The 15,045-nt window shown below is 64.4% G+C and carries 15 protein-coding genes; 4 read left to right on the forward strand and 11 right to left on the reverse strand.

Going from position 1 to position 15,045, the window contains the following annotated elements:
• Positions 1–19 precede the first annotated feature (19 nt).
• From CGS25_RS15610 to topA, 8 genes are all read right to left on the reverse strand, one after another.
• Positions 20–751 (reverse strand): S-methyl-5'-thioinosine phosphorylase, encoded by a 732-nt coding sequence (locus CGS25_RS15610; RefSeq protein WP_101676027.1) that lies wholly within the window; start codon positions 749–751, stop codon positions 20–22.
• Positions 752–773: 22 nt separating this feature from the next.
• Positions 774–1,349 (reverse strand): hypoxanthine-guanine phosphoribosyltransferase, encoded by a 576-nt coding sequence (locus CGS25_RS15615; protein WP_101676028.1) that lies wholly within the window; start codon positions 1,347–1,349, stop codon positions 774–776.
• Positions 1,333–2,577, reverse strand: coding sequence for a mechanosensitive ion channel family protein (locus CGS25_RS15620; RefSeq protein ID WP_101676029.1), 1,245 nt, complete (start codon positions 2,575–2,577; stop codon positions 1,333–1,335). Before CGS25_RS15620 ends, CGS25_RS15615 begins: the two co-directional genes overlap by 17 nt.
• On the reverse strand, positions 2,574–3,593 hold the full coding sequence (nagZ, locus tag CGS25_RS15625; protein WP_232802444.1) for a beta-N-acetylhexosaminidase: 1,020 nt from the start codon (positions 3,591–3,593) through the stop codon (positions 2,574–2,576). The genes CGS25_RS15620 and nagZ overlap by 4 nt, the downstream gene beginning before the upstream one ends.
• Before the next feature lie 114 nt (positions 3,594–3,707).
• Positions 3,708–4,205, reverse strand: a complete 498-nt coding sequence (locus CGS25_RS15630) for a L,D-transpeptidase (protein ID WP_101676030.1) — start codon at positions 4,203–4,205, stop codon at positions 3,708–3,710.
• Positions 4,206–4,706: 501 nt separating this feature from the next.
• The gene (locus CGS25_RS15640) at positions 4,707–5,336 is read right to left on the reverse strand and encodes a TetR/AcrR family transcriptional regulator (RefSeq protein ID WP_089031784.1); all 630 of its coding nucleotides are present in this window, start codon (positions 5,334–5,336) and stop codon (positions 4,707–4,709) included.
• A 92-nt stretch (positions 5,337–5,428) separates the two neighbouring features.
• A complete protein-coding gene (locus CGS25_RS15645; RefSeq protein WP_101676031.1) occupies positions 5,429–5,953 on the reverse strand; it encodes a hypothetical protein in 525 nt (174 codons plus the stop codon).
• Between the two features lie 169 nt (positions 5,954–6,122).
• Positions 6,123–8,861, reverse strand: coding sequence for a type I DNA topoisomerase (topA, locus tag CGS25_RS15650; protein ID WP_101676032.1), 2,739 nt, complete (start codon positions 8,859–8,861; stop codon positions 6,123–6,125).
• Positions 8,862–9,189: 328 nt separating this feature from the next.
• Here topA and CGS25_RS15655 point away from each other — a divergent pair, with 328 nt between their 5' ends.
• The 4 genes from CGS25_RS15655 to CGS25_RS15670 all read left to right on the forward strand — a co-directional run bounded on the left by CGS25_RS15655 (position 9,190) and on the right by CGS25_RS15670 (position 11,988).
• A complete protein-coding gene (locus CGS25_RS15655; RefSeq protein ID WP_089031781.1) occupies positions 9,190–9,633 on the forward strand; it encodes a universal stress protein in 444 nt (147 codons plus the stop codon).
• Between the two features lie 346 nt (positions 9,634–9,979).
• Complete coding sequence (gene lexA, locus CGS25_RS15660) at positions 9,980–10,597, forward strand: transcriptional repressor LexA (RefSeq protein ID WP_089031780.1); 618 nt, start codon at positions 9,980–9,982, stop codon at positions 10,595–10,597.
• A 163-nt stretch (positions 10,598–10,760) separates the two neighbouring features.
• A complete protein-coding gene (locus CGS25_RS15665) occupies positions 10,761–11,168 on the forward strand; it encodes a DUF1499 domain-containing protein (protein ID WP_089031779.1) in 408 nt (135 codons plus the stop codon).
• Between the two features lie 13 nt (positions 11,169–11,181).
• Complete coding sequence (locus CGS25_RS15670) at positions 11,182–11,988, forward strand: TatD family hydrolase (protein WP_101676033.1); 807 nt, start codon at positions 11,182–11,184, stop codon at positions 11,986–11,988.
• Positions 11,989–12,106: 118 nt separating this feature from the next.
• Here the strand turns inward: CGS25_RS15670 and CGS25_RS15675 are convergent, their stop codons facing one another.
• Genes CGS25_RS15675 through rlmKL form a run of 3 tightly spaced genes read right to left on the reverse strand, consistent with a single transcriptional unit; the run spans position 12,107 to position 14,793 of the window.
• Positions 12,107–12,409, reverse strand: coding sequence for a DUF6482 family protein (locus CGS25_RS15675; RefSeq protein WP_101676034.1), 303 nt, complete (start codon positions 12,407–12,409; stop codon positions 12,107–12,109).
• 21 nt (positions 12,410–12,430) lie between these two features.
• The gene (locus CGS25_RS15680) at positions 12,431–12,661 is read right to left on the reverse strand and encodes a glutaredoxin family protein (protein WP_101676035.1); all 231 of its coding nucleotides are present in this window, start codon (positions 12,659–12,661) and stop codon (positions 12,431–12,433) included.
• Positions 12,661–14,793: a bifunctional 23S rRNA (guanine(2069)-N(7))-methyltransferase RlmK/23S rRNA (guanine(2445)-N(2))-methyltransferase RlmL gene (rlmKL, locus tag CGS25_RS15685; protein WP_101676036.1), complete on the reverse strand. Its 2,133-nt coding sequence runs from the start codon at positions 14,791–14,793 to the stop codon at positions 12,661–12,663. The genes CGS25_RS15680 and rlmKL overlap by 1 nt, the downstream gene beginning before the upstream one ends.
• Positions 14,794–15,045 lie beyond the last annotated feature (252 nt).

Genomic DNA, 15,045 nt, shown 5'->3' on the forward strand with positions numbered 1-15,045 from the left:
AAAGGATGGCGAGGCAGGATCACCAGCCGGCGGCGAGTTCCGCGAGCACACGCCGCACGCCGTCCATGCCAAGGTGCAGCACCGCTTCGATTTCCGCCATGGTGATTTCCCGGTCGGCTTTGCCGGCGGCCGGGTTGACCACCAGCGACAGCATCGCATAGGGAATTTCCAGCTCCCGGGCGAGCACCGCCTCGGGCATGCCGGTCATGCCAACGATGTCGTTGCCGTCGCGTTCCAGGCGCAGGATCTCGGCGGCGGTTTCCAGGCGCGGGCCCTGGGTGGCCGCATAGCAGCCGCCGAAGCGCCACGGCAGCTCGGTGCGGCTGAGCACGCTTTTCAGGCGCTGGCGCAGGTCCACGTCGAAGGGCCAACTGAAATCCACGTGCACCAGCGGCTCGGCGGGGTCGTCGAACAGGGTGCTGTCGCGCCCCCAGGTGTAGTCGATGATCTGCTCGGGCACCACCAGATCACCGGCGGCGGCGGGGATGCCGCCCACCGCGTTGACCGCCACGATGGCGCTGGCACCGGCTTCCTCGAGCGCCACCATGTTGGCGCGGTAGTTGACCTGATGGGGCAGTTGCCGGTGCGGATCGCCGTGGCGGGCCAGAAACAGCACCGTGGCGCCGTTCAGTTCACCTTCCACCACCGGCGCGCAGGGGTCGCCAAAGCGGGTCTTGATGTCATGATGCGTGCGAATTTCCAGACCCTCGATGCGGGTCAGACCGGTGCCGCCGATAAACGCCAGGGTCATGGTGGGCTGCGCTCCTTTTCGTCTATGCCGCGGTTACATCAATGGCGAAGATCCCCGGCGCGTTGCGCCAGAAACCTTTGTAATCCATGCCCATGCCGAACAGATAAGCGTCTTCGGCGTACAACGCGGTGTAGTCCGCTTTCAGGCCCGGGGCCGCCTTGCGGTCGTGTTGCTTGTCCACCAGCACGCAGGTTTTGACGCTGCGGGCGCCCTGCGCTTTGCAGGCCTCGATGATCGACAACAACGTGGAGCCGACGTCGAGAATGTCATCGAGAATCACCACGTCGCGGCCGGCCATGCTGGCGCCCGGGGTAACGATCCAATGCACGTCGCCGCCACGGGTTTCGCCCAGGTAGCGGCTGGCGTGCAGGTAGTCCACTTCGAGGGGAAAATCCAGGCGGGTCAGCAATTGGCCGGCGAACACCAGACCGCCATTCATGATGGTAACGAACAGCGGGCAGCGCTCGGCGTAATCCGCGCTCAGTTGCCCCGCCACCTGATCCATCGCGCTCTGCACCTGCTCATGGGAATACAGCTCACGGGCGTCGCGGCGAACCCGCTGCAACTCGTCTTTCAGTTCTTCAATCGCCGTCGTCATCGCCTGTCTCCTCGGATTGTTCGCCTTTCCAGCCCTGCTTGCAGTCGCGGCGGTTGCGCGCCGGCTTGCCATCCGGTTCGCGCGCCTCGGGTGGCTGCTCCGGGCCGGGTGCGCCCTCCCCTTCATAGTTCGGGGCGGTGTGCATGTGCAGGGTGCGCGTCGGGAAGGCGAACTGGGCGCCCCGATCGTGGACGATGTTCATGATGCGCATCAGCACATCCTGTTTGATCTCGTGATAGCGCACCCAGTCGGTGGTCTTGGTGAAGGTGTAAATAAAGAACTCGATGTAGGAATCGGCGTAGGTGTCGAAGTTGACGATCAGCGTGCGGGAATCGGTTTCGATTTCCTCATGATCGATCAACATCTGGCGGACCTCGGCGACGATGTCCGGCATCTTGCGCCAATCGTCGTAACGAATACCGATCTTCTCGTTGATGCGGCGGTTGAACATTCGCGAGGGATTTTCCAGCACCACCGTGGTGAACAGCGAATTGGGCACGTACAGCGGCCGCTGGTCGAAGGTGCGAATGCGCGTCAGGCGCCAGCCGATGTGCTCCACGGTGCCTTCGATGGCGCGATCCGGAGAACGGATCCAATCACCCACGCGAAACGGTTTATCCAGATAGACCATCATGCCGCCAAAGAAATTGGCCAGCAGATCCTTGGCGGCGAACGCCACCGCCACCCCGCCCACGCCACCGAAGGCGAGCACCCCGGAGATGCTGTAACCCAGGCTTTGCAGAATGATCAGCAGCGAGGTGATGATCACGGAAATGCGCAGCAGCTTGCCAATCGCACTGGCGGTGGTCTTGTCCATCGGCTTGCGCATGCGGCGCGCGTCGACCAGATTGTTCTCGATATTGGTGACCAGCCGGGTCAGGAAATAAGCGATGATGGCGATAAAGGCGATGCGCCGCGCTTCGCCCACGTACTCGAAAATTTCACTCTCGGAAACCGCTTGCAGCATTTCCGCCGCCACCGACAGCCCCGCCACCCAGACCATCAGCCGCACCGGAATGCGCGCCGCTTCCAGCAGGGCGTCGTCCCACAGGTTTTGGGTTTTACGGCTGAAGTGATCGATCACGTCGATCACCCGCATGAGGATAAAATTCACCGTCACGGTACAAAACACCACCGCGAACACCTGGGTCAGCCAGATCACCATCTCGGTATCCGGCCCCGGCCATTGCAGCAGCCGCTGCCAATCGGTCAGTACTTGCCAGTTCATTGCCCTCTTTCCCCCAGTAGGTCAGCGAGATCGCCGGCCTGGCGGCGGCGGCTCAGGTGCATGGGCGCGCGGCGCCGGCCGCGCAGGCTGGCGGCGGGCACCCGTGGCTCGAACGTTTGGGTCTCAAGCCATTGCAGCACCGCCACCGCGCCGGCGCGGTCGTTGCAGGCCAACACCATGTCGCAACCGGCGTTCAATGCCGCTTCGGCACGCTGCTCGAAACCACCCGCGACGGCGGCACCGGCCATGCCCAGATCGTCGGAAAAAATCACACCGCGATAACCGCACTCGCCGCGCAATACCTGGCCCAGCCAATGGCGGGAAAAACCCGCCGGCTGGGAATCCACCGCGGCGTAACGCACATGGGCCGGCATGATGCCCTCCAGCCGGGGCGCCAGGGCCCGGAACGGCGCCAGGTCGCCTTGCAACTGCTCCAGGGAGCGCGGGTCCTCCGGCAACTCCAGATGGGAATCCGCCGCCACATGGCCGTGGCCGGGAAAGTGCTTGCCGGTGGCGGCCATGCCGGCGCGGGCCATGCCGTCCATGAAAGCACCAGCCAAGGCGATCACGGTGCCCGGCTCGGCGTGGAAACTGCGATCACCAATCACGCTGCTGGTGCCGAAATCCAGATCCAGCACCGGCGCGAAACTGATGTCGATATCGAACGCCCGCAGTTCATCGGCCATCAGTTCGCCCAACAGATCGGCGGCGTGCAAGGCGGCCACCGGGTCGCGCTGATGGTAGCGGCCCAGGCTCGCCATCGGCGGCAGGCGGGTGAACTCGGTACGAAACCGCTGCACCCGGCCGCCTTCCTGATCCACCGCGATCAACAGTTCGGGCCGGACCGCGCGGATTTCATGGATCAGCCGGTACAGCTGATCCGGTTCTTGATAGTTGCGGCTGAACAGGATCAAACCGCCGACCGCCGGGTGAGCCAGCAGTTCGCGCTCCTCGGCATTCAGGGCAAGGCCTTCCAGGTCCAGCATCAAAAGGGGCTGGGGATTGGCGTCGGACATAGGGAGTCTCATTCCTTAACGGTCACGGCCGCGTGTTATTACGGCCGATGGCGTTGTCGATAAAAAACAGCGCGCCTGTTTCAGCGACACGGGTTCCGCCCGCAGCCGTGCACGCTAGTCCGTGGGGCGGGCCGCTGGCGCTTCGATAATGGTCACCGGCGTCGCCACCGGCACCCGCTCGAACAGATCGATCACATCGGCGTTGCGCATGCGAATACAGCCGTGGGACGCGGGCTCGCCCATCGGCTCGCTGTCCGCGGTGCCGTGAATATAAATAAAGCGCCGGAAACTATCCACGTCACCGCCTTGATTGCGGCCCGGTTCCAGGCCGCCCAGCCAGAGAATGCGGCTGAGCATCCAATCGCGACCCGGGTGCGCGCTGGCCAGCTCCGCTGTCCAGCGCTCGCCGGTGAAACGGCGGCCCTGGAACACCGCCGCCGCCGGCAGGCCGGTACCGAATCGAGCGCGCACCAGATGACGGCCGCGCGGCGTGCAGCCACTGCCGTGCCGCTCGCCGGCCCCGTTGACGGCGCTGGACACCGGATAAACAAAGCGCCCCGCCCGGCTGTCCAGGGTCAGGGTCTGATCGCTGAGAGAGATGGTGATTTGCATGGAGGGGAAGATACAGGATGCAGGATGCAGGATACAGCGCGGGCACCGCCGTGCGGTGGTTTCAGGCTTCAGGCTTCAGGCTTCAGGCGTCTGACGTCTGACGTCTGACGTCTGACGTCTGGCGTCTGGCGTCTTAGAGCGCTGGACGCCGGACGCTGGACGCTGGACGCTGAACCCGAGACGGCGGGGCTTTGCGGCAGCGCGGGCAACGCTTGCGCAGCCGCAATGCTTTCCGTTCCGGGGTTTGATCTTAGCGTCTAGCGTCTCGCGTCTGGCGTCTGGCGTCTGGCGTCGGGCGTCTGGCGTCTGGCGTCTGGCGTCTGGCGTCTGGCGTCTGGCGTCTTAGAGCGCTGGACGCCGGACGCCGGACGCTGGACGCTTAACCCGAGACGGCGGGGCTATGCGGCAGTGCGGGCAACGCTTGCGTAGCCGCAATGCTTTCCGTTCCGGGTCTTGATCTTAGCGTCTAGCGTCTAGCGTCTGGCGTCTGGCGCATAGCCATCAAGCTCGGCCACCCCGAATGCCGCCGGCGACGAACGGCAGCAGGTGCTCGGTGATGCGCGAGGCGGTGACGGTTTCGTTGAAGTCCTTTTTGCTGATGGTCTGCAACGATTCCATCCCCGAGAGAGTGAAAATCACCGCGCCCAGGCTGAAGTGCACGCGCCAGAACAGCTCCATGGGCGGCACGTCCGGCACCGAGGCGCGCAACACCGCCAGCACCTGCCGGAACACCTCGCCGTAATGGGCGCGCAGCCAGGTGCGCAGATGGTTCTGCGGCTGGCTGTAGGCTTGCCCGGAGAGGCGGAAAAAGATCATCGCCCGGCGCGGCTCGTCACCGTGGGAACCCAGCGCCAGGCGCGACACCATGGTCAGCAGCTTCTCAAGGGTCACGTCGCCGCTGCTTTCCAGTTCCTTGAGCTTGACGCTCAAGGCCTGACAAAAGGGGGTCAGGTAGCGTTCGAACACCGCCTGCACCAGGGCTTCCTTGGAGCCGAAATGGTAATTCACCGCCGCCAGATTAACGCCGGCCTTACTGGTGATCGCCCGCAGGCTGGTCTCGGCGAACCCCTTCTGAGCGAACAGCACTTCCGCGGCATCGAGAATGCGTTTGACGGTATCGGATTGGGACATCAAAGCCTCGGCGGGTAAACAAACGTTTTAAACTTACGTTTGGCCGTCGGCCGAGTCAAGAATCGCCCCGTAAATGAAGCGGTTCGGATGGCCTACCATTCTTCCATGTAGGCGCCGCATTGCGCGACCAGCGCCTCGACCCGGTCGGCGGCCTGGGCGAGGCGCTCCAGGTCACCGCTGGCGAGCGGCGCGTAGGGGTCTTCGACGCGCAGCGCCAGGCCGTCCTGCTCCTGCGGCGGCGCCGCGCGGCGCGCCAACCCGGCGGCACCCACCGCCGCGCGCAGTTCCTGATCAAGCCAGAACACCAGGTCAGCGCGATCAGCCCGCGCCCGGGCCAGCAAGCGCAGCTCCGGCGAATCCACCGCCGCGTCGCGGAATGCCGCTTCCAGCGCCGCCAGGCTGATCAGATCCTGATAGCCCGCCACCTGATAGCTCCTGGCCGCCTCGCGAGCCAGCCCCACCAGCACCGAGTACAGGTGAAACACCACCGCCCCACGCAACGCCAACCGCTCCCCCGCCGACCCACTTTCATCGCTCACGCGCTTGAGCAGCGTACGGCCAAAAAAAAGCCGCTCGCGCAAGCCGCTGGTCTCGTTTTCTCTCACCATTCGGGACATGGAAAACCTCCGGTTATGGGCTTCAAGCTTCAGGCTGCAAGCTCCAACACGAATCGAGGTTGCCCGGTTTACGAAAGGCCAACGCCCGCGCCGTGACCGGTGCGCGGGCAGAGCCGTTCAACCCACTCACACGGCTGACGTGCTGTAGCTTGAAGCTTGTAGCTTGCCGCTATTTCCTGGCCGCCTTCTTCTTGGCTGCGGCCTTCTTCTTGGCCGGGGCTTTTTTCTTGGGCGCGGCTTTTTTCTCTTCTTGCTCCCATTTGCCGTCGCGGTAGAAGGCGTACCAGCCGGTGGGTTTGCCGTCGTCCTCGGTCATCACGTACTGCTCTTTGGCCTTGCGGCTGTAGCGCAGCACCGCCTTGCGGCCTTGCGGGTCTTCGGCGGGGGCGTCGGCCAGGTACTTGTGCTTGGGATCAAGCTCGGCGGCCACCGACTGCACCTCTTCGATCAGCGGCGCGCGGGTTTCCCGGTTCTTGGGAAACTGGCTGGCGGCGAGAAACAGACCAGAGGCGCCGTCGCGCAGCAGGTAATGATCGTCCACTTTTTCGCACTTGAGGTGCGGCATCGGGATCGGGTCGGCGCGCGGCGGCGCCGGCTCGCCGCTTTTCAGCAGCTTGCGGGTGTTGCCACAGGCTTCGTTGGTGCACTTGAAAAACTTGCCGAAACGACCGGTGCGCAACTGCATTTCGTTGCCGCACTTCTCGCATTCCAGCACCGGCCCGTCGTAGCCCTTGATGCGGAATTCGCCTTGCTCCACCACGTAGCCGTCGCAATCCGGATTGTTGCCACAGATGTGCAGCTTGCGCTTCTCATCGATCAGATAGGATTCCATCGCCGTGCCGCATTTCTGGCAGCGTTTCTTGCGGCGCAGCTCCTGGGTTTCCGCTTCCTCGTCGTCATCGGCGCGCACCGCCTCTTCGCCGGGCAACAGGTTCAGGGTCGCGGTGCAGCGTTCCTTGGGCGGCAGGCTGTAGCCCGAACACCCGAGAAACACCCCGGTGGATCCGGTGCGGATCTGCATCGGGCGGCCGCATTTGGGGCACTCGATGGTGGTGTCGGTGGGCAGGTTGGCGCGCATGCCACCCTTGGCCTGCTTGCCACTGCCCTCGCCCTGGGCCGCTTCCAGCTTGGCGAGAAAGTCCCGGTAGAATTCGTCGAGCACGTCGCGCCATTGGCGCTTGCCTTCGCCGATCTGATCCAGGGTTTCTTCCATCTGGGCGGTGAAGTTGTAATCCATCAGCCCGGGGAAGCTTTCCACCAGGCGGTCGGTGACGATGTCGCCCATCTTCTCGGCGTAGAAGCGGCGATTGTCCTGCCGCACGTAGCCCCGATCCTGAATCGTGGAGATGATCGAAGCGTAGGTGGAAGGCCGGCCAATGCCGCGCTTTTCCAGCTCGCGCACCAGGCTCGCTTCGGTATAGCGCGCCGGCGGCTTGGTGAAGTGCTGATTGGCGTCGATGTGATCCACGGCCAGCAAATCGCCTTTTTTCAGATCCGGCAGTTCGGTGTCTTCCTGGCCCTTGCGCGAGGCCTGCGGCTGAATGCGGGTCCAGCCGTCGAACTTCATGATGCGGCCCTTGGCTTTCAGCTCGTAGCCGTCCGCCTGGCTTCCCTTCGTTGTTGCAACAAGGGTGGTGCTCAGGTATTCCGCCTGGGGCATCTGGCAGGCGATGAACTGGCGGCGGATCAGCTCGTAGAGCCGGCGCGCGTCGCGTTCCATGTCCTTGAGCGATTCCGCGTCGCGTTTCACGTCCGAGGGGCGAATCGCCTCGTGAGCTTCCTGGGCGCCATCGCGGCTGGAATAGCGAATCGGATTTTCGGGCAGGTACTTGTCGCCCAGCTTGTCGCTGATCCAGGCGCGGCAATCGTTGACCGCGTCGGCGCTGAGGTTGGTGGAATCAGTACGCATGTAGGTGATGTGGCCGGCTTCATAGAGCCGCTGGGCCATCATCATGGTCTTTTTCACGCCGAAGCTCAGGCGGGTGCTGGCCGCCTGCTGCAGGGTCGAGGTAATGAACGGTGGCGGCGCCTTGGAGCGGGTTGGCCGCTCCTCGCGCTGGGTAATTTGCAGCTCGCCGGCGGCCACCAGGGCGGCGCGATGCCGCTCCGCGTCCTCGCCGTTGTTGGGCCGGAAATTCTCGCCCTGGTAGCGCGCCACCTGCAGGCGGATCTCATCGCTGGCTTTGGCCTTGCTGTGGGTGTCGGCGTGCAGCTCCCAGAATTCCTCCGGGGTAAAGGCGCGGATTTCCCGCTCACGCTCCACCACCAGCTCCACCGCCACCGACTGCACCCGCCCGGCGGACAGGCCGCGGGCGATCTTTTCCCACAGCAGGGGTGAGATCATGAAGCCCACCACCCGGTCCAGGAAGCGGCGCGCCTGCTGGGCTTCCACCCGGCTCATGTCGAGCTTGCCGGGCACCTCGAAGGCGGCCTGAATGGCCTTCTTGGTGATTTCGTTGAACACCACCCGGTCGAATCGCTGCTCGTCGCCGCCAATCACTTCCCGCAGGTGCCAGGCAATGGCTTCCCCTTCGCGGTCCAAGTCAGTGGCGAGGTAGATGCGGTCGGCGTTGGCCGCCAGCCGCTTGAGTTCGTCGATGACCTTCTCTTTGCCAGGCAGAATCTCGTAGTGCGCGCTCCAGCCGTGCTCCGGGTCCACGCCCATGCGGTTGATCAACTGGGCCTGGGACTTCTTCTTTTTATACGCTTCGCGCTCTTCCTTGGGCAGCGATCGGGTGTAAGCGGCTTCCTTGGCCCGCTCCTGGGGGGTGCTTTTCTTGCCCCCGCCGCTGACCGGCAGATCGCGCACGTGACCGACGCTGGATTTGACGACAAAGTCGTCACCCAGATAGCGGTTGATGGTTTTCGCCTTGGCCGGCGATTCGACAATTACCAGGGATTTACCCATTCGCTGGTCACCCGAACTGTGAGAGTCTGCGTATCGGAGGGGCCCCGGCCAGGCCGCGGCGCGGGCCAGGCGTCGCGCGGACAATGGCTGCCAACCTTGCCAGCGAATGGCAAAAAACGGTTTGCGGGGTCCCACGGGGCGCCTATTTAGACAGCGCCGGTATCGCCCGGTCAAGCGCCGAACGATATAAGGTAGCCTTTGCAGCCCTGCCCGATGACTCCGCAAGGCCCGCGCAAGCCGACTCAAGGTGGCATTGATAACGAGGCTGGCGGCGCGGCCGGGGAGCGATATACTCGGGCCACACTGACAAAAATCAAGGGAGATCACCGTGACCGCACCCTATCGTAAGGTCCTGGTAGCCATCGACTGCAGCGACGAGTCCGCCGATGTCCTGTCACGGGCCGCCGGCGTGCTGGAAGGCATCGAGGGCGAGCTGCATCTGATCCACGTGATCGAGCCACTGGCGCTCGCCTACGGCGCCGATGTGCCCATGGACGTCACCGACCTGCAAAGTGGCCTGGTCAAACAGGCCCGCGACACCGCTTTGGACTACGCCCGCCAGTACCGCATCAACGAAGACCGCATCCACGTGGAGCTCGGTTCCATCGAGAAGACCATTCTCGACAAGGCCGACCAGATGGGCGCCGACCTGATCGTGGTCGGCAGCCATACCCGCAGTGGCCTGGCCCTGCTGCTCGGCTCCACCGCCCGCGGCCTGGTCCCCGGCGCCCACTGTGACGTGCTCGCTGTGAAAATGCATAAAAAGGCATAAAGGCGGTTGAACGTTAAAAGTTGAAAGGAGCGGCCTGATGGCCGCTTGCCGATCTCAACCTTCAACTTGCCGTCGCTCAAAACCCATCGCACCGCGGCGCCGGCCGGGCACCCAGGCAGTGTCGGCCGGTGCGCCGGCTCTGATCTTCGCTGGCTCATTTTCACTTGCGATTCTACTGGGGCTTCCAAAAGTACTGGACATATTATACTGTTCATACTATCAGTATCGGAGCAGGCTTGATCGCGGTCGACATTGTCCCCCGGCGTTTCCGAAATCGGAGGGGGGCCGGGCGGCGCTCGGCTTCAACCGCGATGATCGCCATCGCCCAACGCCCCAGGAGGACGTTATGAGCAGCACCTTGACCGCACGTCAGCAGCAGGTTCTTGACTGCATTCGCGAATCCCAGAGCGAGACCGGCATGGCCCCGACCCGGGCCGAGATCGCCGAGCGCATGGGTTTTCAATCCAAGAACGCCGCCTCGGACCACCTGCGTGCGCTCGAGCGTAAGGGCTACATCAAGCTGCACGGCGACCGCTCCCGGGGCATCCAGCTTCTCAACAGCGCCTTCTGGGGCAGTGAAGACGAGCTGCCGGTGGTCGGCAAGGTGGCCGCCGGTTCGCCGATCGAGGCGGTGGAAAACCTGGAGCGCACGGTGCCCGTGCCCCAGGGCCTGTTCCGCCAGCGCCCCACCTATTTATTGCGGGTGCAGGGCGACAGCATGATCGACGCCGGCATCTTCGATGGCGATCTGATCGCGGTGCGCAAAAGCCAGACCGCCCGCTCCGGGGAAATCGTGGTGGCGCGCATTGACGACGAAGTCACGGTGAAAACCCTTAAACTGAACCGCAACAACGCGACTCTGCTGCCGGCCAACGAGGCCTACGAGCCGATCCGGGTACCCGCGGACGAGTTGATCATCGAGGGCATTTTCGTGGGGCTGATCCGTGACACCACCGCGCACTGAATACCAACGCCGTACCGTCTTGGCGGCCCGGCGCGGCGGCCGCCGCGACACGGCACTGCCTGGGCTATTGGTGGTTCTGCTGGCCATGCTGCTCGGTGGCTGCCAGACTGCCAGTTCAACGACATCCGGCACGGCCACGCCGGATGCCACCAAGAGCGCCGTTATGAACAATCACGAAATCGACAAGGAAAGCACCCGCCTGCTGGCGCCCTGCCCCTCGGCGCCGCATTGCGTCTCGAGCCTGGCCACCGACCCACGTCATCGGGTTGAACCACTGCCCGGCGCCGGTGATCGCGAGGCCAGCCTGGCCCTGCTCAAGGCGCTGCTCGGTGAATTGCCCCGGGTGGACTATGAAGCGGTGGGCCCGGCCCGCATCAACGCCCGTTTCACCAGTCTGATTCTGCGCTTTACCGATGACGTCACCTTTTATGTGCATGAGGAAGGCAAGATCGATGTGCGTTCCTCCTCACGGGTGGGCTATTACGACTTCGGCGCCAACCGCCGCCGCGTGGAGGATCTGCGCGAACGGCTGCGAGACCGGCTGGACCAGCCGCTTGCCAGCCAGAGCTGAGCCAGAGCCGGGTATGTCCGCACAGTGGGCCGATATCGGCGTCAACCTGACCGACAAACAGTTTAATGACGATCACCGGGCGGTTCTGGACAGAGCCCGGAGCGCGAACATCGCGCTGATGCTGTTGACCGGCACCAGCGTGGAGGAATCGCGCCAGGTTCTGGCCCTGTGCCGGGGCTTTTCCGACCACCCGCTGCTCGCCACCGCCGGTATCCACCCGCACAACGCCCGCTTTTTCAGTGACTCGGCGCTCTCCGAGCTGGCGGAGCTGCTGGCACAGCCCGAGGTCGCCGCCGCCGGCGAAATGGGCCTGGATTTCAACCGCGACTTCTCACCCCGCCCTGACCAGGAGCGCGCCTTCGAGGCGCAATTGGCGCTCGCCGCCGAGCTGGGTAAACCGGTGTTTCTGCATGAGCGCGATGCCCATCCACGTTTTCTGCCGATGCTCAAAGCCTGGCGTGACCGGCTGCCCGCCGCGGTGGTGCACTGCTTCACCGGCGAGAAAAGAGCGCTCTACGACTACCTGGACCTGGATTGTCACATCGGCATTACCGGCTGGGTTTGCGATGAGCGACGTGGGCGGCCACTGGCGGAGCTGGTGCCGCATATTCCGGCCGAGCGCCTGCTTCTGGAAACCGACGCCCCGTATTTGTTGCCCCGCGACTTGCCGGAACCGCCACCCCGCAAACGGCGCAATGAACCCGCCCTGCTGCCCTGGATCGGCGAACGGGTCGCCGCCCTGCGCGGCGACACCCCGGACCACCTGGCCGCCCTCACCCTCGCCAACAGCCGGCGGTTTCTTGGCCGCGCGGGGGAATGAAACCGAGGGCGAGCGGGTGTTCAGTGTTCAGTTTAGGAGCAGGCCTGGCCAGCGGCGTTTTTGATTTTGATTTTGATCTTAGCGTCTAGCGTCTAGCGTCTAGCGTCTGGCGGCCAGCCTAGCCAGCGCGCCAGTTGAAATCGACCTCCAGCGGCGCGGTGGGGCTGTCTTCCGGTTGGCCGGCCATTTCCCCATAGGGGGATTGATGGACCAGCACGGCGCGGTCGGTGGTCAGTTTGGCGAGCACGTTATTGGCGTGTTCGGCGCCGTTGAAACGCACGATGGCGCCCTGCTCATCGACCACGTTGTGCGGCACGCCGTCAATCCGCACCTGCACGATGCAGACCGACAGCACGACCGAGCGCAGCACGATCTTTTCCACGTGACGGCCGTTCAGTTGCCGGGCGGTGATCTTTTCCATATCGGGACACCTCTTATTCGCCTAAGCGCTGGCGTGCAGAAAGCGCTGTACGTCGAGTAATCCAAATGGCCAGGCCAGCTCCTCACCGGCCCGGGCGAGCACCGGGATGCGCTCGCCGTAGCGGGTGATCAGGTGATCGTCCTCGGCAATGTCCACCGCTTCGATCGCCACACCGGGATCGACGGTGAGCAACAGCGCCCGTGCCTGATCGCACAAATGGCAGCCCAGGGTGGTGTATAGCGTGACGGACATCAACTCACTCCGTGACGAATCGCGTAGCAGTGGTGAATGGTGCTGTTACGGCGGAAATCCTCGGGAATACTGCTGGCGGTGATGTCCTCCACCTGGTACCAGCGCACGATTTCCTGATCCATGACGAAGCGGCGGAAATTGCAGGAAAAATACAGCACGCCGCCGGGTTCCAGGCGTTTCATGATGCGGCGAATCAATTCGCCATGGTGCTCCTGCACCACGAAATCGTTGCGCGCCTTGTTGTTGGAAAACGTGGGCGGGTCGCAGAACACCAGATCGAATTGTTCGCTGCAGGTCTCCAGCCAGGCCATGGTGTCCGCGCGCACCAGCGGATGGGCTTCACTGGCGAAGCCGTTCAGGGCCAGGTTGCACCCGGCCCAGTCCAGATAGCGCCGCGAGGCATCCACCGTCACCGCCCGGCGGGCGCCACCGGCCAGCGCGTGCACGGTGGCCGCGCCGGTGTAGGCAAACAGATTGAGAAAACGTTTGCCGGCGGCTTCGCGGCCCAGCCGCAGGCGCATCGGCCGATGATCCAGAAACAGGCCGGTGTCCAGATAGTCACTGAGATTGACCAACAACCTGGCCTCCCCCTCGCGCACCACCTTGTACTGGCTCGGCTGGGCGCCGCCCAGCTTTTGATACTGGCGGCTGCCCTTCTGCCGCTCGCGGGTGCGCAGGTGCACCTGCTCGCGGTGCACACCCAGCGCCGCGCGCACCGCGCTCACCGCCCACTGGCGGCGCTGGCGGGCCTTGTCTTCGTCAATGCTCGAGGGCGCCTTGAATTCCTGCACCAGGGCCTGATCGCCGTACACGTCCACCGCCACGTTGAACTCCGGCAGATCCCGGTCGTACAGACGGTAGGTCTGGATGTCGTCGCGCTCCAGCCAACGGCGCAGGTGCTTGCCGTTTTTGCGCAGGCGATTGAGCAACGGCACCGCTCCTTCCGGCAATTCAAAGCCGGGCGCATCGCTGACCCGCAACGGCGCGCGCGGCACCGGCGGCCGCGGCACGCTGCGGCGGATAAAGTTGATCAGAGCGCCGTTGCGTACTCGCCATTGCTGCTGAATATCCATGCCGGAGCGATCCAGGGCGGTGACGTCGGCGCCCAGCACCACCGCTTGCCAGGAGCGCGCTTTCTCCGCCAGCACCTGGCCCAGGCCGGCCAGCAGCCAGGCGGCTTGCTCTTGCTGGTCAAGCCGTTCCCCCCAGGGCGGGTTGGTGGCGACCAGCCCCTGCTCGGCGAAATCGCGCTGGCGCAGAGCGCCCAGTTCCCGGCGTTCAAAATGGATGGCGCCGCGCACGCTGGCGCGCTCGGCGTTGTGCATCGCCATCTTCAAAGTGTCGGCGTCGGCGTCGAAGCCCTTGAAGGCGGGCAACGCCGCGCTCACCGCGCTGTCGCTGAGACGGCCCAGGCTGGCGGCGGCGGCGGCCATCGCCGGCTCCCAAAGCGCGCGCGGACAACCGCGCCAGGCCATGAACCCGTACTGCCGGCGCAGCGCCCCTGGCGCCACCCCGGCGGCCATCCACACGCCCTCCACCAACAGGGTGCCACTGCCGCAAAACGGGTCCAGCAGCACCGGCGCGCGGCTCTCAAGGTGCCAGCCACCGGCGCGCAACACCGCCGCCGCCAGGTTCTCCCGCAGCGGCGCGCGGCCGCCGGCGAGCCGGTAGCCACGGCGGTGCAGAGGCGTGCCGGCCAGATCCAGCCACAGCTGGGCCTGGCTTTCATCAAGCCGCGCTCGCACCGTGCAGGCGCCCTCTTCGCGCCGTGCCACTTCCATGCCGGGCAGCGCGCGCAGCAGCCGTTTGCTGCTGATGCGGCTGTCGCCGCGCACACCCTTGCCGTGGTCCAGGCTCAGATGTACCGGCGTGCCGGGCGCACACAGCTGCTGCCAGTCCACGGCGGCGGCAAGCGCCTCGGGCGCCTCTTCCGGCGGCACGTCAAGTTTCGCCAGCGGCAACAGCACCCGCTCCGCCAGCCGCGACCACAGGCACACGCCCACGGCCGCTTGCTCATCACCCTGGATGCCCACATGGGCACTGCCCTGCTCCGTTACCGTCATGCCCAACTCGGTCAGCTCATCGGCCAGCAGCGGCGCCAGACCGGGCAGACAGGTAATCACAAACTCCATTCGTTTCGCCCTGCAAGTGCCTGTTTTAAACGTTCAAACGGGGAATTTACCAAAGAAAAATCAATCACTTAACCAATTCGTAGCGACGGCGGCCATTATACGGCACATGTTTAAATGAGCCAGCCGTTATCGCCACACGTTATTCGACACCCCACTCTTTGTTTGAACATACTCAGGGTGTGGCTTTCGATTCGATGCCGCCAAGGAGCAAGGAGAGACAGCGGCCATTTTGGCCATCATGGGTCGCTCCGC

Source organism: Alloalcanivorax mobilis (assembly GCF_002864685.1).
Taxonomy (GTDB): domain Bacteria; phylum Pseudomonadota; class Gammaproteobacteria; order Pseudomonadales; family Alcanivoracaceae; genus Alloalcanivorax; species Alloalcanivorax mobilis.

Excerpts from the sequence above, each read along its gene's own strand:
- topA (WP_101676032.1), bottom strand. The coding sequence starts at position 8,861 with ATGGGTAAATCCCTGGTAATTGTCGAATCGCCGGCCAAGGCGAAAACC.
- CGS25_RS15670 (WP_101676033.1), top strand. The coding sequence starts at position 11,182 with ATGTCCGCACAGTGGGCCGATATCGGCGTCAACCTGACCGACAAACAG.
- CGS25_RS15620 (WP_101676029.1), bottom strand. The coding sequence starts at position 2,577 with ATGAACTGGCAAGTACTGACCGATTGGCAGCGGCTGCTGCAATGGCCG.
- CGS25_RS15610 (WP_101676027.1), bottom strand. The coding sequence starts at position 751 with ATGACCCTGGCGTTTATCGGCGGCACCGGTCTGACCCGCATCGAGGGT.
- CGS25_RS15640 (WP_089031784.1), bottom strand. The coding sequence starts at position 5,336 with ATGTCCCAATCCGATACCGTCAAACGCATTCTCGATGCCGCGGAAGTG.
- CGS25_RS15645 (WP_101676031.1), bottom strand. The coding sequence starts at position 5,953 with ATGTCCCGAATGGTGAGAGAAAACGAGACCAGCGGCTTGCGCGAGCGG.
- nagZ (WP_232802444.1), bottom strand. The coding sequence starts at position 3,593 with ATGTCCGACGCCAATCCCCAGCCCCTTTTGATGCTGGACCTGGAAGGC.
- CGS25_RS15680 (WP_101676035.1), bottom strand. The coding sequence starts at position 12,661 with ATGTCCGTCACGCTATACACCACCCTGGGCTGCCATTTGTGCGATCAG.
- lexA (WP_089031780.1), top strand. The coding sequence starts at position 9,980 with ATGAGCAGCACCTTGACCGCACGTCAGCAGCAGGTTCTTGACTGCATT.
- rlmKL (WP_101676036.1), bottom strand. The coding sequence starts at position 14,793 with ATGGAGTTTGTGATTACCTGTCTGCCCGGTCTGGCGCCGCTGCTGGCC.
- CGS25_RS15630 (WP_101676030.1), bottom strand. The coding sequence starts at position 4,205 with ATGCAAATCACCATCTCTCTCAGCGATCAGACCCTGACCCTGGACAGC.
- CGS25_RS15675 (WP_101676034.1), bottom strand. The coding sequence starts at position 12,409 with ATGGAAAAGATCACCGCCCGGCAACTGAACGGCCGTCACGTGGAAAAG.
- CGS25_RS15615 (WP_101676028.1), bottom strand. The coding sequence starts at position 1,349 with ATGACGACGGCGATTGAAGAACTGAAAGACGAGTTGCAGCGGGTTCGC.
- CGS25_RS15665 (WP_089031779.1), top strand. The coding sequence starts at position 10,761 with ATGAACAATCACGAAATCGACAAGGAAAGCACCCGCCTGCTGGCGCCC.